This window comes from Solimonas sp. K1W22B-7, assembly GCF_003428335.1.
GTDB lineage: Bacteria > Pseudomonadota > Gammaproteobacteria > Nevskiales > Nevskiaceae > Solimonas_A.
The window spans coordinates 2,192,034-2,217,175 of sequence record NZ_CP031704.1 but is presented as its reverse complement, the minus strand read 5'-3'; the positions used below and the strand labels follow the sequence as shown (position 1 = coordinate 2,217,175).

16 protein-coding genes are annotated in these 25,142 nt (G+C 68.6%); 11 read left to right on the top strand and 5 right to left on the bottom strand.

The features are described from left to right. Positions 1-166 precede the first annotated feature (166 nt). Positions 167-7,279, top strand: coding sequence for a two-partner secretion domain-containing protein (locus tag D0B54_RS10145; RefSeq protein WP_162932333.1), 7,113 nt, complete (start codon positions 167-169; stop codon positions 7,277-7,279). 40 nt (positions 7,280-7,319) lie between these two features. Here the strand turns inward: D0B54_RS10145 and D0B54_RS10140 are convergent, their stop codons facing one another. After that, positions 7,320-7,775 carry an acyl-CoA thioesterase gene (locus D0B54_RS10140; RefSeq protein WP_117291216.1) on the bottom strand — a complete coding sequence of 152 codons (456 nt, stop codon included), beginning with the start codon at positions 7,773-7,775 and terminating at the stop codon, positions 7,320-7,322. Between the two features lie 40 nt (positions 7,776-7,815). On the opposite strand from D0B54_RS10140, the gene D0B54_RS10135 reads away from it, so the two are divergent. From D0B54_RS10135 to D0B54_RS10125, 3 genes are all read left to right on the top strand, one after another. Beyond that, positions 7,816-8,721: a glycerophosphodiester phosphodiesterase gene (locus tag D0B54_RS10135; RefSeq protein ID WP_162932332.1), complete on the top strand. Its 906-nt coding sequence runs from the start codon at positions 7,816-7,818 to the stop codon at positions 8,719-8,721. A 131-nt stretch (positions 8,722-8,852) separates the two neighbouring features. After that, positions 8,853-9,185: a hypothetical protein gene (locus D0B54_RS10130; RefSeq protein WP_117291214.1), complete on the top strand. Its 333-nt coding sequence runs from the start codon at positions 8,853-8,855 to the stop codon at positions 9,183-9,185. A gap of 336 nt (positions 9,186-9,521) precedes the next feature. Next, a complete protein-coding gene (locus tag D0B54_RS10125) occupies positions 9,522-10,025 on the top strand; it encodes a hypothetical protein (protein WP_117291213.1) in 504 nt (167 codons plus the stop codon). A 134-nt stretch (positions 10,026-10,159) separates the two neighbouring features. On the opposite strand, the gene D0B54_RS10120 is transcribed toward D0B54_RS10125, so the two are convergent. Further along, on the bottom strand, positions 10,160-11,164 hold the full coding sequence (locus D0B54_RS10120; protein ID WP_117291212.1) for an IS30 family transposase: 1,005 nt from the start codon (positions 11,162-11,164) through the stop codon (positions 10,160-10,162). A 189-nt stretch (positions 11,165-11,353) separates the two neighbouring features. Here D0B54_RS10120 and D0B54_RS10115 point away from each other — a divergent pair, with 189 nt between their 5' ends. The 7 genes from D0B54_RS10115 to D0B54_RS10085 all read left to right on the top strand — a co-directional run bounded on the left by D0B54_RS10115 (position 11,354) and on the right by D0B54_RS10085 (position 21,469). Then, on the top strand, positions 11,354-11,809 hold the full coding sequence (locus D0B54_RS10115) for an SUF system Fe-S cluster assembly regulator (protein ID WP_117291211.1): 456 nt from the start codon (positions 11,354-11,356) through the stop codon (positions 11,807-11,809). A 2-nt stretch (positions 11,810-11,811) separates the two neighbouring features. Then, on the top strand, positions 11,812-13,275 hold the full coding sequence (gene sufB / locus D0B54_RS10110; protein ID WP_117291210.1) for a Fe-S cluster assembly protein SufB: 1,464 nt from the start codon (positions 11,812-11,814) through the stop codon (positions 13,273-13,275). A 45-nt stretch (positions 13,276-13,320) separates the two neighbouring features. Next, complete coding sequence (sufC, locus tag D0B54_RS10105; protein ID WP_117291209.1) at positions 13,321-14,067, top strand: Fe-S cluster assembly ATPase SufC; 747 nt, start codon at positions 13,321-13,323, stop codon at positions 14,065-14,067. 1 nt (position 14,068) lies between these two features. Beyond that, positions 14,069-15,163, top strand: a complete 1,095-nt coding sequence (sufD, locus tag D0B54_RS10100; protein WP_117291208.1) for a Fe-S cluster assembly protein SufD — start codon at positions 14,069-14,071, stop codon at positions 15,161-15,163. Next, the gene (locus D0B54_RS10095) at positions 15,160-16,377 is read left to right on the top strand and encodes an aminotransferase class V-fold PLP-dependent enzyme (protein WP_117291207.1); all 1,218 of its coding nucleotides are present in this window, start codon (positions 15,160-15,162) and stop codon (positions 16,375-16,377) included. Before sufD ends, D0B54_RS10095 begins: the two co-directional genes overlap by 4 nt. A gap of 120 nt (positions 16,378-16,497) precedes the next feature. Continuing rightward, the gene (locus D0B54_RS10090; protein ID WP_117291206.1) at positions 16,498-19,644 is read left to right on the top strand and encodes an EAL domain-containing protein; all 3,147 of its coding nucleotides are present in this window, start codon (positions 16,498-16,500) and stop codon (positions 19,642-19,644) included. A gap of 67 nt (positions 19,645-19,711) precedes the next feature. Then, complete coding sequence (locus D0B54_RS10085; protein WP_117291205.1) at positions 19,712-21,469, top strand: DUF255 domain-containing protein; 1,758 nt, start codon at positions 19,712-19,714, stop codon at positions 21,467-21,469. A gap of 32 nt (positions 21,470-21,501) precedes the next feature. Here the strand turns inward: D0B54_RS10085 and recJ are convergent, their stop codons facing one another. From recJ to D0B54_RS10070, 3 genes are all read right to left on the bottom strand, one after another. Then, positions 21,502-23,199 (bottom strand): single-stranded-DNA-specific exonuclease RecJ, encoded by a 1,698-nt coding sequence (gene recJ / locus D0B54_RS10080; protein ID WP_441347436.1) that lies wholly within the window; start codon positions 23,197-23,199, stop codon positions 21,502-21,504. A gap of 165 nt (positions 23,200-23,364) precedes the next feature. Continuing rightward, positions 23,365-24,486, bottom strand: coding sequence for a threonine synthase (gene thrC, locus D0B54_RS10075; RefSeq protein WP_117291204.1), 1,122 nt, complete (start codon positions 24,484-24,486; stop codon positions 23,365-23,367). Positions 24,487-24,520: 34 nt separating this feature from the next. Further along, positions 24,521-25,102 carry a GNAT family N-acetyltransferase gene (locus D0B54_RS10070; protein WP_117291203.1) on the bottom strand — a complete coding sequence of 194 codons (582 nt, stop codon included), beginning with the start codon at positions 25,100-25,102 and terminating at the stop codon, positions 24,521-24,523. Positions 25,103-25,142 lie beyond the last annotated feature (40 nt).

The following is a 25,142-nucleotide window of genomic DNA, read 5'->3' as shown; positions in this document are numbered from 1 at the left end:
CCGGAGCCCGGCGGATGGCGCAGAATGCCGAAAACGCCGCGCTGTGACGCGCCACACGACGGCCAGGCACCACTGCTGACAGCATTGCGGTGGGCCGCCGGGGGAAACAGCAAGAATGAACAGCAAACCGCACAGGTTTCGCAGACGCCGTATCAGTGCCTTGGCCATGGCGGCGTTTGCGCCGGGCTTCGCCTGGGCCAATCCCATGGGCGGGGTGGTGGTGGGCGGCGCCGCGACGATCGCCAACCCCTCCGCCAACACGGTCCGCATCGACCAGACCTCTTCCTCGGCGATCATCAACTGGCAGGACTTCTCGATCGGCAGCGGCGAGTTCGTGCAGTTCGTGCAGCCCAGCGCATCGGCGGCGGTGCTCAACCGCGTGGTCGGCGGCCTGCCCTCCGAAATCCTCGGCAACCTCTCGGCCAACGGTCGCGTCTTCATCGTCAACCCGCAGGGCGTGATGTTCGGCGCAGGGTCGCGCGTCGATACCGGCTCGCTGGTGGCCACCACCTTCGACATCGCCGACCAGGACTTCCTCGACGGCAACATGGTCTTCGCCGGTGATCCCGCTGCCGCCGGCAGCGTCGTCAACCGGGGCGAGATCGTCAGCGCCGACGGCGGCTTCGTGGTGCTCGCCAGCGGTCATGTGAGCAACGAGAACCTGGTCCAGGCCAGGCTCGGCAAGGTCGCCCTGCTCTCCGGCTCGGCGATGACGCTGTCGCTGGACGCCGAAGGCCTGATCGGCTTCGCGATCGATGCCGACGCGATCGGCGATAGCACCGGTGCATTCAACAGCGGCGACCTGATGGCCGAAGGCGGCCGCGTGGTGATGAGCGCGCACGTCGCCCGGCTGATGGCCGGCCAGGCGCTGAACAACAGTGGCCGCATCCGCGCCACCTCGATCGACGACAGTGCGGGCGAGATCACCCTGATCGCGCAGGGCGGCGACATCGGCCAGGTCGGCGACATCGGGACGGCAGGCGCCGCCGGACAAGCCGGCGGCGAGATCGTCGTCGAAGCCGACCAGCTGACCGTCGGCGGCGGCCCCGCCGCCGGCTGCAGCGCCGCACTCTGCGAAGGGCAGCTGGAGAACCTGCTGCAGCAGGGCAGCAACGTCGGCCTCGTGGCCCGCGACTCGGTCACGGTGGAAACCCTCGCCGACGGCGCGATCGACGGCCGGTCCAGCGCCACCCCGGGTAGCGGCGGCTTCCTGCTGCTCGGGATCGGCAGCACCCACGACGGCAATACCTACGATCGCGGCAGCAGCGGCTCGGTCAGTTTCGCCGGCGCGGGCGACAGCCTGCTGCTCGACGGCAGCGTACAGGCCTATACCGGGCGCGACAGCGGCACGCTCACGGTCGGCAGCATCCTGAGCCGGGAATTCATCATCCTGGAGGCGGCCGACGACCTGCAGGCGGGAAACCTCGCGCACGCCGCCGGTGGCAGCGACGGCGCCAGCCTGTCGCTGGTCTCGCAGTACGGCAGCCTCGGCACCGGCGCGATCGACGCGCGCAACAACGTCTACCTGCAGGCCGGCGGTGACGTCACCGTGTCGGGCAACATCAAGCTGGCCGGCGCGGTGGACGTGGGCAACCCGCAGTTCGGCGCAGTCGCCGGCAGCCGCCTGGAGATCGCCAGCGGCGGCGACATCCTGCTTGACGGCGGCCTGGAGCAGACCGGCAGCGTCAACCGTTTCGACGGCGCCGACAACTTCGCGGTGCGCGGCAGCTATGCCGAATTCGACGCCGCCGACGGCGACGTGACGATCACCGGCCCCATCGAAATGAATGGCACGATCGGCGCGGTCACCGGCAACGTCGACTGGTCGGCGCTCGGCTCGGAGCTGATCGTCCGCGCGCATGGCGGCACGGTGACCGTCGAGGACAGCATCACGGTGGACGGCAGCATCGCGCTCGTCAACGGCACCGCCCGCATCGCCGCCCGCGGCAGCGAGATATCCCTGGGCAGCGCGCTGGACGACGGCCGGCCGGCGACGGTGCAGGTCACGCTCGGCGGGCCGGTGACCATGACCGGCAACGTCGATCTCTTCGGCATCGACAACAGCAGCGAAGTCATCGGCAGCTTCTTCCAGGTTGGCGCGATCGGTGGAGAAACGCAGGTCAACGGCGCGGTCAGCATCAGCGGACAGGTCGGCGAACTCGGCGCCACCGGATCGGTGGGCGCGAGGGGCGGTTACGCCGAGTTCGTCGCCGATGGCGGGAAACTGACGATTGCCTCCAGCTTCGATGTCTCCGGCAGCGTGGCCTCCGCAGGCGCCGACAACGGCCTTTCCGTCAATGGCGCCTCCCTGTTCGTGGACCAGCGCGCCGGCGACGTGCAGTTCGGCGGCAATGTGCGGGTGATCGGACAGATCACCGAGGTCGGCGCCAGTTCCGGTGCCGAGGTCCGCGCCGCCGACTTCGCAGTCAGGGCCCGGGGCGGCTCCATCGAGGCCGATGGCACTCTGTATGCAGAGGGTCATGCCGGCACCGTCGGCGTCGGCGACAGCAGCTTCAGCAACGGTGTATTCCTCAGCCTGCAGGCCGACGGCGACGTCCTGCTGCATGGCAACGTCGGCGCCGTCGGCAGTCTTGCGGACCTCGGTGCCGGCAGCGGCGTCGGCGGCCGGGCAGCGGAACTCAGCATCTCCGGGCAGAACATCATCGCCGACGGCAACCTGCTGCTGAACGGCCAGACCGGCTCGATCGGCGCCGGCGATTCCGTCTTCGCCTCCGGCGCCTCGCTGGGGCTGAGCGCGCTGGGCGATGTCCACATCGGCGGCAATCTCGGCGTCATCGGCGGGCTGGTCTCCACCGGCAGCGCCGGCAGCCTCGTGGCACGCGCGGCGGACCTGATCGTGCACGCCGCCAATATCGAGATCGTCGGCATCGTCGGGCTGGAGGGCAAGACTGGCAGCGTCGCCGCCGCCGGTTCGACATTTGCCGCCGGCAGCTACCTGGAACTGGTGGCGACCGGCGACGCCCGCCTGGGCGGCATCGACGCCGTGGGCAGTATCGACCTGGTCTCCGGTGGCGATTCCTCGGGGGCGCAGGCGGTGTCGCTGCTCGCCCAGGCTGGCGGGGCATTGACCGTGACCGGCGATGTCTACGCCAATGGCCATAACGGCAGCGCCTTCCTGGGCAACTCCAGCGCCAGCAATGGCGTGCAGCTGGCGCTGAAAGGCGCCGGAGTGGAACTGCAGGGCGGCCTGGAGGTGATCGGCCTGCTCGACGCCACCGAGGGCGGGGATTCCCTCCGTGCCCAAGCCACCCGCGTGGAGATCGCTTCGACAGCGGACATCCTCGTCGCGCACGACCTGAGCGTGAACGGCCGGACCGGCGCGGTGATCGCCGGAGAATCCTCCCAGGTGTCTGGCGCGCTGCTGGACCTGAAGGCTGACGGCGCCATCGGGCTGGGCGGCGGCCTCAGCGTCATCGGGGCGCTGCAGTCGGTCCACGGCAGCACCCTGCTGCCGAACCCGGCCGACCTCTCCGCCCGCGCGGCCAACATGACGCTGGCCGCCGGCGGCGACGCGCTGACGATCGACGGCGACATCCTGCTCGAGGGCACCACCGGCACGATCGAGGTGGGCAGCGACAGCGACAGCAACGGCGTCTTCGCCGAACTGTTCGCGGTCAACGGCGATGTCGTGCTGCATGGCAGCGTCACCGCCAACGGCGTCCTGGACTCCACCACGGCCGGCGACTTCCTGTTCGCGGAAGCGGCCGAGATGCGGATCGTCGGCCAGACCATCACGGTGGACGGCGATGTCAGCCTCACCGGCGAGACCGGCTTCGTCCTCGGCGGCGCGGAGAGCACCGCCATCGGCAGTGCCCTCGGACTGACCTCGCTGGGCGGCGACATCACGCTGGGCGGCAGCCTTGGCGCCGAAGGCTCGCTGGGCACGCTGAGCTCGGTCACCGTCGGCGGCGAATCGCATGCCCAGGCCGTCGCGCTGATAGCCGATGCGACCGCCGGCCTGGTGATCGTCAACGGCGATGTCGTCGCAACCGGCCACACCGGCGTCTCCGAGCTGGGCTTCCTCAGCTTCAGCAACGGTGCGGTCGTGAAGCTGGGCGGCAATGGCGTGGTACTGCATGGCGATCTCAGCGCCACCGGCTCGCTGGGGGCAAGCACCAGCGGCTTCGGCGTGGGCGCCGATGCCGCGGACGTGGTGGTCAACGGCCAGTTCATCAGCATCGACGGCAGCGTCTCGCTGGACGGCGCGACCGGCGTCGTGACGACCGGCGACGTCTCGAAGGTCTCCGGCAGTTACCTGGAGATGAACAGCAACTTCGGCATCCTCATCGGCGGCGGGCTCAGCGTCGATGGCAGCCTCGCCGCGGTCGGCAGCACCGACCCGGATGCGCCATCGGCAGCCCTGGAAGCCAGGGCCACCAGCGTCTCGCTGACCACGCACCAGAGCGGCGCGATCGGCATCGGCGGCGACGTCACGCTGCACGGCACCACCGGCACAGTGCAGGCGGGCGACAGCAGCTCCAGCAATGGCGTCTTCCTCAGCATGACCGCCATCGACTTCGACTCCGGCGGCGCCGGCAACGTCGTGGTGAACGGCAATTTGACCGCCGACGGCAGACTCGACTCCACCACCGCCGGCAACGGACTGTTCGCGCGCGCGACCGAAATCAGCATCACGACGATCTCCGGCTCCATCCAGCTCGACGGCGACGTCTCGCTGAGCGGCCGCAACGGCGCCGTCAGCACCTTCAGCAATTCCTTCATCAACGCCATCAGCGTCGAGTTCGATGTCGTGCAGGGTGGCGATATCCTGCTCGGCAAGACCTTCACCGCCAGCGGCAGGCTCGACAGCGTCACCGCCTTCTCCAACGTTTCCGCACTCGCCACGGAACTCGACGTGCAGATCCTCGGTGGCCAGCTCGATGTCGCCGGCGATGTCGCCCTGACCGGCACCACCGGCACGGTGAGCGGCGCCAACGACGTCACCGTCAACGGGGTCCAGGCCGGCCTCGATGCGCGCCAGGGCGATCTGCACATCGGTGGCAATTTCAGCGCTACGGGCACCCTCGGCAGCGTGTCGGCGGAGTCCGACCTGTCCGCGCGCGCCGCCGAGCTGGAGGTGTTCACCGTCAACAGCGACTTCCGCGTCGACGGCGACCTGGTTATCAACGGCAGCACCGGCAACGTCACCGGATTCAACGGCGTCTTCGTCAATGGCGCCTATGCCAATCTAATGACCATCGCCGGATCCGTGGCGATCGGTGGCACGGTCCGCGTCGACGGCACGCTGGGCAGCGTCAGTGCCGAGCAGCTCGGCTTCGCCTCGGGCGCCGAACTCCTGGCCCTGCCCGACGGCGAATTCCGCGTCGATGGCGACCTGCTGGTCAGCGGCACCCTGGGCGCTTTCACCGCGCTGAACGACAGCGGCGCCTTCGGTGCCGATGTCTTCGTATTCTCCGGCAGCCAGGATCTGGCCGGCGATACCCTGGTCGGCGGACGTGTCGAAGTCAGCGGCCAGCTCGAATCGGTCAATGCCGGCGAGCGCCTCTTCACCTATGGCGCCTTCGCTTCCTTCAAGAGCCTGCAGGGTGACGTCAATCTGCAGGGCCCGGTCACGGTCGCCGGCCAGCTCGGCAGCGTGGTCTCGGGCGACGACCTGACCGTCAGCGGCTCCGGCTTCTGGGCCGACGCCGATGCCGGCAACGTCCGTCTCGCCGGCCCGCTGTCGATCACCGGCACGGTGCAGTCGGTGGACGCCGCCAACGGCGCCTTCCTCAACGGCAGCTATGCCTATCTCACCGCGACCGAGGGCAACCTCTATGTCGATGGCGACCTCACGCTCGGCGGCACGCTCGCCAGCGTGCAGGGCGACAGTGCGATCGCCGCTTCCGGTGCCGACCTGCTGCTGGAGCGCAGTGGCTCGGCCATGGACGGCGAACTGCGGGTCGACGGCGACATCCGCGAAACCGGCTCGGTCGGCAGCTTCACGGTCGGCGACGCCGACAGCAGCTCGCGCTTCAGCGGCGGCCTGCTGCTCAACGCCAACGACGGGCGCATCGCCTTCCGCGACGTCAGCGCCGACAACGCCTTCATCTATTTCAACCAGGATTCCACCATCGGCGAAAGCCACCTGCTGGCACGCGAGTACCTGGAGATCGTGACGCCCTCCGGCGCGCCGACGCTGAGCGCGGACCTGCTGAGCGTGGAGGCGCCGAACGTCTTCATCAGCGCCAACATCGACGCAGGCAGCCTGCAGGTCATGGCCTCGGACTCGCTGGCGGTTTCGGCCGCGAACCTGCACGGCGAGCAGGTTCACCTGAGCGGCGGCCTGCTGCAGCTGGCCGACGACAGCCAGACCAGCGGCGGCGTCACCGTGGTCAGCGGCGACCGCGTGCGGCTCGAGGGCGCGCGCATCCTCAGCGATGCCGGCACCCTGATCGACGCCGGCGGCCTGGATGTGGTGGCCAGCGAGACGATCCGCCTCGCCGGCCTGGTTCGTGTCGGCAGCGGACTGGCGCAGGACGGCGGCGACGCCGTGCTGCTGCAGCAGATCGGCCAGGGCCTGCCGGGCTCCCTGCCGGTTTCGGCGCAGCCCAATGCCTACTTCAGCGCGCCGACCGTGGCACTGGCGCAGGTGGAACTGGCCGGCGATTACCTGCACATCCAGGCCAATACCATGCGCCTGGGCTCGCTGGCGCTGAACGACGGCACGCTGGTGCACCTGGATCCGCTGGTGAACCTGCCCTTCTTCACCGAAAGCGTGGATGTCACCGACGCGGGCCTGGACAGCGTCAAGGACCGCCTGGCCACCGAGGACAACCGCGTCATCCCCAACCTGGGCACCTTCAACAACGACGATGGCAGCCGCAACCTGGGCGATCGCCCGGTGCTGAACGATGGCCGCACCGACCAGACCGGCGATCCGCAGTTCCAGGTCGGCGGCGGCATCGCCAACCTGGGCCAGCTGGTGCTGCAATCGGGCCTGGCCGACAACACCGTGGTGATCGGCGGCAGCGACTACGAGGCCGGCATCCAGATCAGCGACCAGCTGGTGGTGGACGTGCTGCCCAGCCGTACCAACTTCGTCTTCGCCACCAGCTCCAGGGTGCTGATCGCCGAGCCGATCCGCACCAACGGCCAGGTGCTGGTGCTGGGCGGCGGCGTGGAAACCGACCGCAGCACCTTCTATTCAACCGTGGTCGACCAGATCAACGCCTACTACGAGGCGCTGGCACCCGAAACCGACGACGACGACGGCGAAGTGGAGGAGAAGAGCCGCGACGGCGAGGCCTGCGAATGAAGCCTGGGGTGCAGGAGCCAGCTTGCCGGCTCCTGCATTGCTACCTGGGAGTGGCCGGCACGTAGGCCTTCAGGAATTCCTCCGGCTGGCGCCGCGGCCGGCCGGTCTTCATGTCGATGCAGACCCAGTGGGTCTGGCCGCGCAGCACGGTCTTGCCGTCGCTGGCGCGGATGATCTGGTAACGGCGCCACATGCTCAGCTTGCCGTCGTTCTCGTGGATCCAGGTGGCCGCCAGCAGCTCGTCGCCGGCAAAGGTCGCCGCCAGGTAGTCCAGCTCATGCCGGCGCGCGACACAGCCCACGCCTGTGCGCTCGTAGTCCTCGAAGCCGAAGCCCAGGCTCACCGAGTGCGCCCAGGCGACCTTCTCCAGCCACTGCAGGTAGACCACGTTGTTGGTGTGGCCGAAGGCGTCGAGGTGCTCGGGGCCGACCGTGATGGCCTGGACGTAGGGGTTGGCCACGTCCCAGGCGGGCGCCGGCTTTGCTTGTTCTGTCATGCGCTGCGGTTACCCTGTGCGGATATTCATGGAGTATCGCATGCGTCACGCCCTGTTCCTCGCCGCCGCCCTGCTGGCCGGCTGCAGTTCCTCGGTCGCCCCCGGCGGCGCCGGCACGCCGGCCCTGAAGACCGACCAGGTCATCGTCGCCCACCGCGGCGCTTCCGGCCACGCGCCGGAGCACACCTTTGCCGCCTACGACCAGGCGCTGGCGATGGGCGCCGAGTACATCGAGCAGGACGTCTATGCCACTGCCGATGGCGTGCTGGTCTGCCTGCACGACACCACGCTGAACCGCACGGCACGCGGGCCGGCGGAAAACTGCAGCGGTTCGGTCGGCAGCAAGACCCTGGAGCAGCTGAAAACCTGCGACATGGGCAGCTGGTTCAACGAAACCTATCCGGACCGCGCGCGGCCCGAGTACGCCGGCCAGAAGATCCCGACGCTGGAGGAAGTGTTCCAGCGCTACGGCAAGGACGTGAACTACTACATCGAGATCAAGCCCGGCCTGGACCTGACGCCGCCTTCGGTGGCGCAGCGCCTGCTGGACCTGATGGCGAAGTACGGGCTGCGCGACGGCGCGGTGACCAGGCACAAGGTCCTGGTGCAGTCCTTCATCCCCACCGTGCTGCTGGAAATGCGCCGGCTCGATCCGGAAATCCCGCTGATCCAGCTGATGCAGCCGGCGACCACCAATGCCGCGACCCTGCCGCTGATCGCCGCGTACAGCTTCGGCGTGGGCCCGCCGGTGTCGGACGTGAACGCCAGCCTCGTGCAGCAGGCGCATGGGCTGGGCCTGGCGGTGCATCCGTACACGGTCAACGAGACCGAGGACCTGGAGCGCGTGGCGGCACTGTGCGTGGACGGGATGTTCACGAATTTTCCGGATCGGTATCGCGCGGTGCTGGGGGCGAACAAGTTCGATTGCCCCGAGCCGATCCGCTAACGCAGAAGCTTCGCTCATCCCGTAGCCCGGTTTGCCGCAGGCAAGCCGGGAGCGCACTTCAGGGCTCTTCCCGGCTTCGCTGCGCGAAACCGGGCTACGTTCGTCTCTACGTTTGTTCACAAGGAGCGCACATGGCATTCGACTCCGCTCGAATCGCGTCGCGAATCGAGATGCTGGCGCTGCAGCAAGCACAACTGGATGCCGCAACCGCTCATGGTGTGGCCTTTCACATGACGGACTGGCTTGAAGACCTGGACGCATGGCACCGCTTCTGCATCAATCCGGACGCGCCCAGTCAGGAGGAGCTGTCGCGGCTTCTCATGGGCTTTCTGCTGCATGTGCCCGAACATCTGGCGGCGGCAGCAAAGCTGTTCACCGGGCTGCCAATCACCGATACCTTCGGAGTGAACGCCACGAGCGCTTCCTGCGACCCGGTCGATCCGGGAGTGTCGGCAACCCCATAAAAGCTCGTCCCCGCCTTCATCCAGCAGTCGATGTAGATATCGTAGGGCGGGAGCATCCCGCCGGTCGCGGAAGGCGAGGGCATGGATGCCCGAGGTAGGGCAACGCAGGAGCAGTTGCCGGCGGGATGCTCCCACCCTACAAGCGATGACACGGCGCCCCCGGCTTCGCTGCGCGAAAGTCGTCCACCCGCCTGGCGCCACCCCTCTGCGGTCGATCCTGACGATCGCGTCAGGTCGCGTTGCGGGCTCGGTCCAAGGCATCATCCGCGGACAGCAACTGACCGGACCTGCTTTCCGGCACTGCTGCATCGCCAGCCGTTCCGAGTCGGGGAATCCATGCGAGTACTTGCCGCAATCCTGAGCTGCGCTGCCTTGCTGGCGGCCGGCTGTGCCTCCGCGCCGGTCACACCTCCCGCCGCCCCGGCCACGGCGCCCACCATCCTGGGGGTGACCGTTGCCAAGGGTCGCGGAGTCCCGTTTGGCCGGAGCGATTCCGGAGAGGACTATCTTCGCCTGGAGCAGAAAGCCACCGACCCGGGCTATGGCTACACCCAGCAAAACCCGGTCCGTGTCGGAGGCCCGCTGAGGGAAGGCCCGCGTCGCGAAAAGGCCTATCTCAATGGCCTGCGCGGACCCGCAGGTGAAGTGATCGAATACGAACGCATGGGCTCCTGTTGTCCGTTCGAATCACCCAACGACATCATGGGCGGCGGCATGCTTGATGCGTTTCGTGTGACCTATGCGGGCCAGGCTGCGCCGGCGACGCTCTACATCAACTTCTACGACCCGGGACCGGCGCTGGTTCCCCTCGGCTTCTCGGCGAGAGCGGCAGGTCGCTGAGCCCGCGACGACAGCCCATCCACAGTTCCGTAGGGTGCGCATCGCGCACGCGTCCCAGGCCGGCCGAGATTCATGGTGCGCAATGCGCACCCTACGACCCCTGCGCGAAACCGGGCTAAGTTCGCCCCAAACCGTCATGCCGGCGAAAGCCGGCAGGTGGATTCACATTTGAAATGCAACACTTTGGCGAAGACCTCGGCAGGGGTTTTGAAGCCGAGGCACTTGCGTGGCGTGTGATTGTAGATCTGAGCGATCTGCAAGAGTTGGTCTGGTGAGAGGTCTTCGACGTTGGTTCCCCGGGGTAGCCAGCGGCGCAAACGCCCGTTGGCATTCTCGACGCCACCCTTCTGCCAGGGGGAATGCGGATCGCAGAAATAGGTCTGCAAGCCCAGGGGCTGATGCAGGGTGTAGTGCAAGGCGAATTCGGTGCCGTTGTCGAAGGTGATGCTGCGGCGCAGGGCTGGGGGCAGTGGGGCCAGCAAGGCCTGGAGGGTTTGCGCCACCGGCGCAGCGGCCTTGCTGGGCTGGCGGACGATGGCGGTCAGCCGGGACGTTCGCTCATGCAGGGTCAGGATGGCTTGGCCATAGCGCGCAAAGAGCATCAGGTCGGCTTCCCAGTGTCCCGCCTGGCGCCGGTCAGCCGCAGCCTTGGGGCGCTTTTCGATCGAAACCCGCTGCTGGATGTGCTCTGCCGGGCTGCCGCCCTTGCGGCCACGGAAGCCGCGCTTGCTCTTGGCACGGGGCAGATAGAGACGCCAGGAAAAGTCGTTGGTCCGGGCGATCTGGGCGGCAATGAAGCGATAGATGCTCTCGTAGCTGATCTGCAGATCCTGCTGAGCCAGCCGCCGCGATACCTGCTCGGGAGACCAGCCTCGGCGCAATCCCTCCAGAACCCTGGCTTGCAGCTCGGCATCACGCAGAAGCCGGCTACCTTGCCAGCGGCGCGCCCGAGCTTGCTCGCCGGCATAGACGCTCTGGTAGCCCGTCGCGCCAGTGTTGCGCTTCAGTTCCCGAGAAATGCTCGATGGCGCGCGATCCAGAGCTGCCGCAATTTGCCGGATCGACTCCCCGGCTTGGCGCCGACGGGAAATCTCACACCGTTCCTCGATTCCAAACTGCTCAAAGCTCTTGCGTCCCATTGCAGCACCCTCGTAATAGGGTGTTGCATTTGGTTTGTGAACTCACGGCATCCAGTCCGTCAATCACCAACCAAGAACCTGACCGGACTCCAGCGTGCGTCAGAGCTACGGCAGACCCCCCAAAAGCTTGTCCCTGCTGCGTCGCAGCAGTAACATATCCGCAATCAGGACTCTTTTGGTCTTCTTTCTATGCTCAAGCTCAGCAAGCTGGCCGACTACGCCACGGTGGTGATGACGCTCGTCGCCGCCGAGCCGGCGCGCGTGCATACCGGCATGGAACTGGCCGAACGCAGCCATATCCCTGCTCCAACCGTCGCCAAGCTGTTGAAAACATTGACTCGTGGTGGGCTGCTCGAATCCACCCGCGGGGCCCATGGCGGCTACCGGCTGGTGCGGGCGCCGGGCCAGGTGTCGGTGGCGGACGTGATCCGGGCGCTGGAAGGCCCCATCGGGGTCACGGAGTGCTCGATCCACGAAGGCAGCTGCGGCCTGGAGTCGCAGTGCGGCACCCGCCACGGCTGGCGCCTGATCAATACCGCGATCCGCGAGGCCCTGGAGGCCGTCACCCTGGACCAGCTCGCCGCGCCGCAACGCCGCGCCGAGATGCCGATCCAGTTCATTTCCGCCGCATCAACGGCACGCTGAACATGTCCACCAATACCGAAGACATCCAGGCCCTGGTCCGCAACCGGACCTACTCGGCCGGTTTCATCACCGACGTCGATTCCGAGACGATTCCGCCGGGCCTGAACGAAGACGTGGTGCACGCCATCTCGGCGCGCAAGCAGGAGCCCGAGTGGCTGCTGGAATTCCGCCTCAAGGCCTACCGCCGCTGGCTGAAGATGACGCAGCCGACCTGGGCGCACGTGCATTACCCGCAGATCGACTACCAGGCGATCTCCTACTACTCGGCGCCCAAGTCCATGAAGGACGCGCCGAAGTCGCTGGACGAGGTCGACCCGAAGCTGCTGGAGACCTACAAGAAGCTGGGCATCCCGCTGCGCGAGCAGGAGATGCTGGCCGGCGTGCAGCCGCAGGTGGCGGTGGACGTGGTGTTCGACTCGGTTTCGGTGGGCACCACCTTCCGCAAGAAGCTGGCCGAGGCCGGCGTGATCTTCTGCTCGATCTCCGAGGCGGTGCGCGAGCACCCGGAGCTGGTGCGCAAGTACCTGGGCACCGTGGTGCCTTTCGCCGACAACTTCTACGCGGCGCTGAACTCGGCGGTCTTCACCGACGGTTCCTTCGTGTTCATCCCCAAGGGCGTGCGCTGCCCGATGGAGCTGTCCACCTACTTCCGCATCAACGAGCGCAACACCGGCCAGTTCGAGCGCACGCTGATCATCGCCGAGGAACGCAGCCACGTTTCCTATCTGGAAGGCTGCACCGCGCCGCAGCGCGACGAGAATCAGCTGCATGCGGCGGTGGTGGAACTGGTGGCGCTGGACGACGCGCAGATCAAGTATTCCACGGTGCAGAACTGGTACCCGGGCGACGAGAACGGCGTCGGCGGCATCTACAACTTCGTCACCAAGCGCGGCGACTGCCGCGGAGCGCGAGCCAAGATCAGCTGGACCCAGGTGGAGACCGGTTCGGCCATCACCTGGAAGTACCCGAGCTGCATCCTGCGCGGCGACGATTCGGTCGGCGAGTTCTACTCGGTGGCGCTGACGCATCATCGCCAGCAGGCCGACACCGGCACCAAGATGATCCACATCGGCAAGCGCACCAAGAGCACGATCGTGTCCAAGGGCATTGCCGCCGGCCACGGCCAGCAGGCCTATCGCGGCCTGGTGCGCATCCTCCCCGGTGCCGAGGGTGCGCGCAACTACACGCAGTGCGACTCGCTGCTGATCGGCGACAAGTGCGGCGCGCACACTTTTCCGTACACCGAGATCCGCAATCCCAGCGCGATCCTGGAGCACGAGGCCACCACCTCGAAGATCGGCGAAGACCAGCTGTTCTATGCGCGCTCGCGCGGCATCGCCGAGGAGGACGCCGTGTCGATGATCGTCAACGGCTTCTGCAAGGACGTGTTCAAGGAGCTGCCCATGGAATTCGCCGTCGAAGCCCAGAAGCTGCTTTCCGTTTCCCTTGAAGGATCCGTGGGCTAAAAACCCACGCTCAGCCAGAACCGCTAGGTTCGAGCCATAAACGCCATGCTTGAAATCAAGAACCTGAACGCCCGCATCGACGGCAAAGACATCCTCCTCGGCATCGACCTGCGCATCGGCGCGGGCGAGGTGCACGCGATCATGGGGCCCAACGGCTCGGGCAAGTCGACGCTGTCGAAACTGCTCGCCGGCCACGAGGACTACACCGTCACCAAAGGCTCGGTGACGTTCGACGGTGCCGACCTGCTGGAGCTGTCCCCGGAGGAGCGCGCAGCCAAGGGCATCTTCCTGGGCTTCCAGTACCCGGTGGAAATCCCCGGCGTGTCGAACATGGTGTTCCTCAAGGCAGCGCTCAACGCGCAGCGCAAGGTGCGCGGCGAGAAGGAGCTGGATGCCGCCGACTTCCTGGCCTGGGTCAAGCATCGCGTCAAGCAGATGCAGATGAACCCGGCGATGCTGTCGCGCGGCGTCAACGAGGGTTTCTCGGGCGGCGAGAAGAAGCGCAACGAGATCCTGCAGATGCTGGTGCTGGAACCCCGGCTGATGGTGCTGGACGAGACCGACTCGGGCCTGGACATCGACGCGCTGAAGGTGGTGGCCGACGGCATCAACCTGATGCGCTCCAAGGAACGCTCGGTGCTGCTGGTGACGCATTACCAGCGCCTGCTGGACTACGTGAAGCCCGACTACGTGCACGTGCTGGCCGGTGGCCGCATCGTCAAGTCCGGCGGCCCGGAGCTGGCGCTGGAGCTGGAAGAAAAGGGCTACGGCTGGATCCAGCAGGCTGCCTGAGATGCTCGACCTCGACACTTTCCGCCGCGCCTTCGAGGCGCTGCCCGCGCCGGCGCGCACCGACGCGCGGCGCAAGGCACTGGACGCCTTTCTTGCCGGCGGCCTGCCCTCCACCGATCTCGAAGAGTGGAAGTACACCGACCTGGCGCCGTTCGCGGCACTGTCCGAGAGCGCGCTGAACCCCGAGGCTGAAGCCGGCGCTGCCGGCGCCGGTTTCAGCGACGCGCTGGACGCGCTCAACGCCGCCTTCGCCGGCGGCGCCAGCGAACAGCGCATCGCCGCCAACACGCAGCTCGAAGCACCGATCCGCCCGGCCGACCGCGCCCACCAGCGCCACCGCCTGCACCTGGAGCGCGGCAGCGAGGCGACGCTGATCCTCAACACCTCCGGCGAGGCGGTGTTCCAGACGATCTTCGCCGACATCAGGCTCGACGCCGGTGCACGCCTGCACCTGATCCGCGTCAACGACGCCGGTGCCGACGCGCACCGCCTGACGCGCATCAACCTGCACCTGGCACGCGACGCCTGCGCCGACGTGGTGACGATCGACCTCGGCGGCCGCCTGTCGCGCCACGATCTCAACGTGGATCTCGCCGAGCCCGGCGCGTCGATCCACATGCATGGCCTGTATGCGCCGGCCGGCAACGGTCACGTCGACAACCACACGCGCATCGAGCATCGCGCGCCGCATTGCAGCAGCCGCGAGCAGTACCGCGGCATCGCCCGCGACAAGGCGCGCGGCGTGTTCAACGGCATGATCCGCGTCCACAAGGACGCGCAGAAGACCGACTCCGAGCAGCGCATCGCCAACCTGATCCTGTCGCCCGGCGCCGAGATCAATGCCAAGCCGGAACTCGAGATCTACGCCGATGACGTGAAGTGCGCGCATGGCGCCACCTTCGGCCAGCTCGACGACGAGGCGCTGTTCTACCTGCGCTCGCGCGGCCTGCCGGAGGCCACCGCCCGCGCCCTGCTGACCTGGACCTTTGCCCACGAGATCCTGCAGCACATCCGCCTGGACGACGTGCGCAGCCGCATCACCAAGCGCCTGCTGCGCCAGCTGCCGGACACGGCGCAGCTGGAGGCCCTGCAGTGAGCGACGCCGGGGCTTTCGACCTGGCGCGCGTGCGCGCCGACTTCCCGATCCTGCGCGAGCAGGTGCGCGGCAAGCGCCTCGCCTATCTCGACAACGCCGCCACCACGCAGAAGCCGGAAAGCGTGCTGCGCGCGATGGACAGCTACTACCGTACCTCCAACGCCAACGTGCACCGCGCGGTACACGAGTTGGCGGAACGCGCCACCGGCCTCTACGAGGGCGCGCGCGACCGCATCGCGCGCTGGTTCAATGCGCCGCGGGAGCAGGTGGTCTTCACCCGCGGCACTTCGGAAGCGATCAACCTGGTGGCGCGCAGCTTCCTGGCGCCGCGCATCCAGCCGGGCGACGAGGTGCTGCTGACCGGCATGGAGCACCATTCCAACATCGTGCCCTGGCAGCTGGCGGGCGCGAAGACCGTGGCTGCGCCGGTGAACGACGCCGGCGAGCTGGTCTTCGAGGAGTGGCTGAAGCTGATCGGCCCACGCACGAAGCTGATCTCGGTGGTGCACGTTTCCAACTCGCTGGGCACGATCAACCCGGTGGCCGAGATGATCCGCGAGGCCAAGGCCCGCGGCATCCCGGTGCTGGTGGATGGTGCCCAGGCCATCGCCCACGTGCCGGTGGACTGGACTGCCCTGGGCGCGGACTTCTACGTCTGCTCGGCGCACAAGGCCTACGGCCCCACCGGCTTCGGCGCGCTGGTGGCGAAGCGCGAGCACCTGGAAGCGATGCCGCCCTGGCATGGCGGCGGCGACATGATCCGCACCGTGTCCTTCGACGGCAGCACCTGGAACGACGTGCCCTACAAGTTCGAGGCCGGCACCCCGGACATGGCCGGCGCCATCGGCTTTGCCGCGGCGCTGGACTGGATCGAGTCGGTCGGCCTGGAAGCGATCGCCGCCCACGAGCACGCGCTGCTGGAGTACGCCACGCCGCGGGTGGCCGCCGTGCCGGGCCTGCGCCTGATCGGCACCGCGCGCAACAAGGGCGGCATCCTGTCCTTCGTGATGGACGGTGCGCACCCGCACGACATCGGCAGCATTCTGGACCAGGAGGGCGTGGCGATCCGCACCGGCCACCACTGCACGATGCCGCTGATGGAGCGCTACGGCCTGCCCGCCACCGCCCGCGCCTCGCTGGCGGCGTACAACGGCCAGGACGACATCGACCAGCTGGTTGCTGCACTGCACAAGGTGGTCCGGCTGTTCGGCTGAAGCCGGCGCGCGGCGACCGTTCGTCCCGACCGTTCGTCGCAGCACGGGCCGGCAGGGATACCTGCTCTACAACAGGGGGCTGCGGCCGCGCTGTTCCCTGTGTAATCATGACCTTTGCCGATGAATGCACAGGCCCCCACCCCACAAGCCGCATCGCTGCCAGTCCTGCGCTGGCACGAAACGCTGCAGTTCAAGCTCGCCGCGACGCTGGTGGTGCTGTTCCTGCTGGCGCTGGCGGCTGCCGCGATCGCCGGCAAGTTCCTGGTACGCGACGATCTCGCCGGCGAGACCTTCCGCTACGAGCAGGAAAGCGGCCGCCGCCTGGCATTGCAGATGGACCAGCTGGCGCGTTCCGCCGAGGACAGCGCGCGCAGCATCGCCGCGCTGCTGCCGCATGCCTCGCCCGACCATCTGCGCAGCCTGGTCCCGGCATTGGTTGCCGACAATCCGCTGTACGCCGCGGTCGGCATCTGGCCCGAACCCAACACCCTGCGCCCCGGCGTGGAACGCGCCAGCCTGCTGTGGATGCGCGGCAGCGACGGCCGCCTGCAGCCGCGCGAGGACTACAACGACGCGCGCGTGGTGCCCTACTGGCATGAGCGCTGGTACACGCCGGCGCGCGAACTCAAGGACCCGCGCTGCAGCTGGAGCCTGAGCGTACGCGACCCCCTGTCCAAGGCGGCAACCCTGATCTGCAGCCTGCCCTTCGACAGGGACGGACGCTTCAGCGGCGTGGTCACCGTGGCGCTGCCGGTCACCAGGCTGCTGGAGACCTTCGCTGCGCGCACCGGCGGCGAACATGGCTACTCGCTGCTGCTCGACACCGACAGCAACATCCTCGCCGCCTCGCCGGCCCTGGCCGGCAAGCTGCCGCAGGACAAGCTGCTCAACCTCGCCGGCCTGGCCCAGCAGTTCGGCGCCTACAACCCGCTGGCGCTGGCACTGCACCAGCGCAACGAGGAGCTGCTGGCGGAGTTCCAGAAATCGCCGCTGGCCGGCGCCGCCAGGAAACTCAAGGCCGATACCCGCGAACTGTCCGCGGAGGAAGCCCAGACCACGCTGCTGGCCCTGTGGATGGGCGGCAAGGACCGCCCGCTGTGGGAGTCCAAGCCCGGCTTCGTGCTGCTGGACAGCGACCCGGTGATCGGCGGCCGCAGCTATGTCTCCGCCTTCGAACTCGGCTACCCCGGCTGGCGACTGCTGCGCGTGACCTCGGCCAGCGAGGGTTTCGCCGGCGTCGATATCCTGTTCCTGCGCACGCTGCTGGTCACCGCCGGCGCGCTGGCGCTCCTGCTCGCCCTGCTCTACTTCGGCTTCGGCGTGCTGGTGCTGGGCCCGCTGGGACGCATGGTGGAACGCATGTCGGAGACCTCCGGCACCAACGACAGCCTGGGCCTGCTCGGCAACGACAGGGCGGCCAACGAGCTCGGCCTGTTCGCCCATTGGCACAACGAGCGCGTGCGCCAGTTGCGCGACGTCACCGACCGCAACATCAGCATCAACTCGCAGCTGGCCACCGAGACCAGCGAGCGCCGCAAGCTGCAGGAACAGGGCACGCGCCAGCTGGAGCGTCACTCCCTGGCGCTGCAGGCGCTGGACGAGGCGGTGATCAGCACCGACGAGAACGGCCGTGTCGAGGACATGAACCCGGCGGCCGAACGCCTCACCGGCCATGCGCTGAAGACCGCGCGCGGCCAGGCCTTCGCGGACGTCTGCGTGACCCGCCACTCCGGCAGCGAGAGTGGCGGCGACACCACGGCGGATCTCGCGCGCACCGCGATGGAACGCGGCACGCGCATCGAACAGGGCGACAATCTCGTCATCGTGCCGCGCGGCGGCCCCGAGCGGCCGGTACTGGCCACGGCCACGCCGATCCGCACGCGCAGCAACCGCATCGCCGGCGCCGTGGTCGTGCTGCGCGAGCGCAGCGCGGTGACCGCCGCGGCCGCCGCCGCAGGCTTGCCGGCCACCGAGTCGGTGCGTGTCGCCGGGCTCAAGGACCCGCTGACCGGCCTGCCCCTGCGCGGCGCCTGCGAGCAGCGGGTGCGCGAACTGGTCGACGCCGCCAAGCTGGCGCCGCGCAGCCACGCCATGCTGTGGCTGGACCTGGATCAGTTCTCGCGCGTTTCCGACAGCGGCAGCCTCGCCGCCGGCGATGCCGTGCTGAGCCGCCTGGCGGAGCTGCTGGTCAACCTCACCGGCAGTGCCGGCGAGCTGTTCCGCATCGGCGCCGACCGCTTCACGATCGTGCTGGGCAACTCCAGCGCCGATCGCGCCCGCACCTTTGCGGAGGCCCTGCGCCGCACGGTGGCCTCCACCCGCTTCGCCTGGGAAGCGCGGCAGTACAACCTGACGCTGAGCATCGGCATCACCGAGTTCAACGGCGGCTCCGAGGGCGCGCAGGAAGTGCTGCGCCGCGCCGAGGAAGCCTGCGGCGCCGCCAAGCGCGCCGGCCGCAACAGCATCAAGGTCTACGACGACAGCATGAGCCGCCACCGCGCGCCGTCCGACGACGCGATCTGGGCAAGGCGCATCCGCAACGGCCTGGAACAGGGGCTGCTGCACCTGACCACGCAGGGCCTGCAGGCGGCACAGCCGCGGCGCGGCCAGATGCTGGAACTGCAGCTGGCGCTGGAGGACGAGGAAGGCTTCTGGACGCCGGCCCCGGGCTTCATGCCGGCCGCCGAGCGCCAGCGCCTCGCCGGAGAGCTGGACCGCTGGACCGTGCAGCGCATCCTCGGGCAGCTGGCGCGGCAAGCGGACATGCTGGGCGAACTGTCGCTGCTGTTCATCCCGCTGTCCGGCGTGTCCCTGATCGACCCGCGCTTCATCGACAGCGTGATCGAGCTGCTGGGCCAGAGCAACGCCGTGACGCCGGACCGCATCTGCTTCATGGCCGACCAGAAAGCGCTGCTGGCCCATCCGCAGTCGGCGGCGGGCTTTGCCAGCACGCTGCGTTCCATGGGCTGCCGCCTGGCGATCGACGGCTTCAGTGCCCGCGGCGCCGGCGAGCTGGCCCTGCTGCGCAGCCTGCCGGCCGAGTTCCTGCGCGTGGACGCCACGCTCTACCCTGCCGCCGCCAGCGACCCGGCGGAGCAGGCCCTGGCGGAGTCCACGCTGCGCCTGGCGCGTGCGCTGGAACGCCGCCTGATTGTGCACAACCTCGACGATCCGCGCCTGGCCGACCTGTGGCGCCGTGTCGGCGCCGACTACCTGCAGGGCAACGCGCTGTCGCGCGCGGTGCCGCTGGTGTTCGCCTCGAGCTGAGACCCGCGCCGCATTCCGCGGCCGCCGCGGCGCGTATGGTGGGGTAACGCCTCACCGGTCCGCCGCCATGCCCCGCTTCCTGCCGACTCTCCTGCTGGCCCTGCTGCTGCCGCTGCAGGCCCTGGCCGCCGCACCGGCGGAGCCCCGCTGGCTCAGCGATCCCGCCCAGGCCTTTGCCGAGGCACGACGCAGCCAGCGCCCGGTGTTCCTCTACCTGGAAGCACGCTGGTGCCACTGGTGCCACGTGATGCAGGAGCAGACGCTGGCCGATCCCGCGGTGCGCCGGGCCCTGGCGCGGCACTACGTGGCGCTGAAGGTCGACCATGATGCCAACCCGCTGCTGGCCAACCGCTACCGCGACTACGGCTGGCCCGCGCTGATCTTCCTGGCGCCGGACGGCAGCGAGATCGTCAAGCGCGCCGGCTACATCGCACCGCAGGATTTCCTGCGCCTGCTCGAAGCCATCGAGCGCGACCCCAGCCCCGAGTCGCTCGGCGGCGTGGCGGTCGCCGCGGCCGCCCAGCCCTCGCTGACAGCGGAGGCCCGTGCGCGGCTGCTGCAACGCCATGAGCTTTCCTACGACACCCGATTCGGCGGCCTGGCGACGGCGCAGAAGTTCATCGACCGCGACAGCGTCGAGTACGCGCTGGCGCATGCCGACGATCCAGCCGAACGGCGCAAGGCCGAACAGACACTGGATGCGGCCCAGGCGCTGATCGATCCGGTCTGGGGCGGGGCCTACCAGTACTCCACCGGCAGCGACTGGCAGCACCCCCACTACGAAAAGATCATGCGCACGCAGGCCGGCGTGCTGCGCATCTATGCCTTGGCCTGGGCGCGGCTGCAGCGCCCCGCGGACCTGCACGCGGCGCAGGCGATGCGCGACTACCTGCTGGGCTTCCTGCGCGATCCCGGCGGCGGCTTCTACGTCAGCCAGGACGCCGACCTGGTACCCGGCGAGAAGGCCCACGACTACTACGCCCTGGACGACGCCGGACGGCGCGCGCGCGGCCTGCCGCGCATCGACCGTTCGCTCTACGCCGACGCCACCGGCCAGGCGGCCGAGGCACTGGCGACGCTGTACGAGGTCTCCGGCGATGCGGCTGCGCTGCAGGCCGCGATCGCAGCCGGCGACTGGCTGCTGCGCGAACGGCGCGGGCGCGATGGCTGTTTCCGCCACGGCCAGCGCGACGACGGCCAGCGCTACCTCGGCGATTGCCTGGCGCCGGCGCGCGCCTTCCTGGCGCTGTACCGCGTCACCGGCGAGCGTCGCTGGCTGCAGCAATCGGTGGCGGCCTCCGATGCCATCATCCGTGCGTTCCAGGCGAAGCCCGCCGGCTACCTCACCGCGAAAGCCGGGCGCTCACCGCTGGCACCGCTGCCGGACCTGGCGGAGAACATCTCGCTGGTACGCCACTTCAACCTGCTGCGCCACTACGGCGGCCGCAAGGCGCATGGCGAGGCCGCGCATCACGCGATGCGTTACCTCGCCAGTGAGCGCGTGGTGGAAGACGCCTTCGAGGAAGCCGGCATCCTGCTCGCCGACGAGGAACTGGGCCGCGATCCGCTGCACCTGGTGGTGGTCGGCGGCAAGGGCGATGCCGCGGCACGCGGCCTCTACGACATCGCGCTGCGCACGCCCGGCGGCTACCGGCGGCTGGAGTGGTGGGACCGCAAGGAAGGGCCGCTGGCGAACGCCGACGTGGAGTACCCCAAGTTCCCGCGTGCTGCCGGCTATGTCTGCGGCAACGGCCGCTGCTCGCTGCCGAGTTTCGAAGCTGGGAAATACGCGGAGGCGATCGCCAAACTGGCGGCGGCGAAATAGCTTCGCAGGGTACGCACCCTGCAGACCGTCGCTCAAACCGCCTGCAGATGTTCGATCCGCAGATCCAGCGACTCCGCGCCCTGCCAGCGGTTCACCGCCAGCGTGAACACCGCCTGCAGCTTGCCGCGCGGTGACTGCAGGCGCTCGCCGCCGTGGAAGTCCACCGCGGTCAGCGGCGCGCCGCCGGCGGCGCTGCGCAGGCGGTACTTGGCGTGCTGGCCCTCGGCGCCGATCAGGCGCGCGTCCAGTACCTCGAAGCGCCCCTCGAACATCGGCTCCGGGAAGCCCTGGCCCCAGGGGCCAGCGTGTTCCAGCAGGCGCGCGGTGTCGATCTGCAGGTCTTCGGCATGCAGCTCGCCGTCGGTCTCCAGCACGCGCTGCAGCTGCGCCTCGCTGAGCCACTCGCGGCAGATCGCATCGAAGGCGTCGGAGAACGCCGTGAGGTTCGCTTCCGGCAGGCTCAGGCCCGCGGCCATGGCGTGGCCGCCGAAGCGGCCGATCAGGCCGGGGTGACGCGCGTCGATCGCCGCCAGCGCGTCGCGCACGTGCAGACCGTCGATGGAACGCGCGGAGCCCTTCAGCACGCCGGCTTCCTGCGCGCGCGCAAAGGCGATGGCGGGCCGGTGGCGGCGCTCCTTGATCTTGGAAGCAACCAGGCCAACGATGCCCTCGTGCCAGTCCTCGTCGAACAGCACCACGCCGACCGCAGTGCTGTCCTCACTCAGCACCAGCGCTTCTTCGTTCATCTGGGTCTGCAGTTCGCGGCGCTCGCGGTTGAAGCGGTCGAGCTGCGCGGCCAGCGCCTGCGCCTCTTCCTCGGTCTCCGCCAGCAGGCAGTCGATGCCGGTGCGGATGTCGTCGAGGCGGCCGGCGGCGTTGATGCGCGGGCCCAGGGCGAAGCCGAGGTCGATGGAACCGACGCGGTTGCTCTCGCGCCCCGCCAGCTTCAGCAGCGCCAGCAGGCCCGGCCGCGCACGCCCAGCGCGGATGCGGCGCAGGCCGTTCTCCACCAGGATGCGGTTGTTGTAGTCCAGGCGCGCAAGGTCGGCGACGGTGCCGAGCGCGACCAGGTCCAGCCACTCCGACAGGTTGGGCTCGGTGCCGCCCTCGAAGGCGCCGCGGCCGCGCAGCTCGGCGCGCAGGGCCAGCAGCAGGTAGAACATCACGCCGACGCCGGCCATCGCCTTTGAGGCGAACGTACAGCCCGGCTGGTTGGGATTGACGATGGCATCGGCCAAGGGCAGTTCGGGGCCCGGCAGGTGATGGTCGGTGACCACCACGCTCATGCCCAGTTCCTGCGCATGGCTCACGCCGGCGAGGCTGGCAATGCCATTGTCCACCGTCACCAGCACGCCGGCGCCGGTCGCGGCCGCCATTTCCGCCAGCTCCGGCGACAGGCCGTAGCCCATGCGGAAGCGGTCGGGCACCACGTAGAAGACTTCCGCTGCACCCAGCGCGCGCAGGCCCAGCACGCCCAGCGCGGTGCCGGTGGCGCCGTCGGCGTCGTAGTCACCGGCGATGACGATGCCCTCGCCCGCCTCGATCGCATCGGCCAGCAGTTCCGCCGCCGCCCCGATGCCGCGCAGGCCGGCCGGCGGCAGCAGGTGCTTGAGTTCCAGCGACAGCTGCGCCGCCTCGACGCCGCGCGCCGCGTAGATGCGGCGCAGCACCGGGTGCAGCGAGTCGGGGAAGCCGCCGGATTCGGCGGTGGGACGGGAGCGGATCAGCAGGGTCACGGGAACAGGCCCTCTGTTAGTCCACAACAACAGGTCTTTGAGAATGCGAAGAAACCGTAGCGAGCGGCCCGAGGTTGCGGCTGCGGCGCACAGCCGTACAGAAGTACGGCGAGCAACGCAGATGCAAGATCGGGTCGTGCAGTAGGTTTATTCGTATTCTCAGCTCAAGCGATCCAGCAACGCCTTCTCGACTGCCGAGCGATCCGCCGGCACCTGGATCAGGCCCTGCAGGCCACCCTTGACGATGATGTCCGGGTCCTTCAGGCCGTTGCCGGTCAGCGTGCAGACCACGGTGCTGCCCTGGTCGATCTTGCCGGCCTTGATGTCGCGCAGCGCGCCGCAGAGCGAGGCGGCGGAGGCCGGCTCGCAGAACACGCCTTCCTTCTCGGCCAGGAAGCGCTGCGTCTTCAGGATCTCTTCGTCCGTGCACTCGTCGAACCAGCCGCCCGACTCCTTCTGCACGACCCAGGCCTGGCTCCAGGACTGCGGATCGCCGATGCGGATCGCGGTGGCGACGGTCTCCGGGTCCTTCACCGGCGCGCCGCGCATGAAGGGCGCAGAGCCGGCAGCCTGGAAGCCGACCATCTTCGGACGGTTCGACACCAGCGCATCGGTGCTGTACTTGCGCAGTTCCGGCGGCAGGGTGTTGGCGGCGGTGTTGAAGCCGGACACCTCGGAATAACCGATCCAGTGCGCGGTGATGTTGCCGGCGTTGCCGACCGGCAGGCAGTGGTAGTCCGGCGCGCGGCCCAGGGCCTCGACGATCTCGAAAGCGGCGGTCTTCTGGCCCTGCAGGCGGAACGGGTTGATCGAGTTGACGATGGTGACCGGCGCGGTCTGGGCCACTTCCTTGACCAGGCGCATGCCGTCGTCGAAGTTGCCCTGGATCTGCACCACCACGGCACCATGGACCACGGCCTGGGCCAGCTTGCCCAGCGCGATCTTGCCTTCCGGGATCAGCACGAAGGCGGTGATGCCGGCGCGCGAAGCGAAAGCGGCGGCGGCGGCCGAGGTATTGCCGGTGGAGGCGCAGATGATGGCGCGCGAGCCCTCGTGCACGGCCTGGGTCACGGCCGCGGTCATGCCGCGGTCCTTGAAGGAGCCGGTCGGGTTCAGGCCCTCGAACTTGACGTAGATTTCACCCTCGAAGCCGACCAGGCCGGGGATGTTCTCCAGGCGGATCAGCGGCGTGCGGCCCTCGCCCAGCGAGATCGCACGGACCTCCGGGGCAAACGGCAGGCGGGAGCGGTATTGGTCGATCAGGCCGGTATAGCGGGTCACGTCGGATTCTCTAGGGGTGCAGAAAGGGTGGATTTTACGCCAGTTTGCGTTCCAGGCCGGCTTTCACCGCCGGCCAGTCGCTGTCGATGATGCTGAAGTACACCGAGTGCCGCAGGCGGCCACTCTCCATGATCATGTGGTTGCGGAAGATGCCTTCCTCGGTGGCGCCGATACGCGCCAGGGCGCGGCGCGAGGCCTGGTTGCCGGAGTCGGTCTTGAACTCGACCCGAATCAGGCCCAGGGTCTCGAAGGCATGGCGCAGCATCAGGTACTTGGACTCGGTGTTGACCGCGGTGCGCTGGAACGCCGGGGTCAGCCAGGTCCAGCCGATCTCGGCACGGCGGTGCGCGGCCTCGATCGCGGCAAAGCGGGTACTGCCGATGACCCGGCCGCTGGCGGCGTCGATCTGCGCGAAGGGCAGCACCAGGCCGTTGGCCTGCCAGTCCAGCGCCTGCTGCACCCAGGCACGCGTGCGCTCGGGGCCCTGGGCGGACTGCGGGTACCAGGTCCAGATCGCCGGATCGGTGCCGGCCTCGGCCAGCGCGTCGATGTGCTGCAGGCCCAGCGGCTCCAGGCGCACATGCCGGCCTGCCAGCGTCACTGGATCCAACTTCATCGGGGGCACTTGCAGCAAAAGCTCATGCAGTCCGCAAATG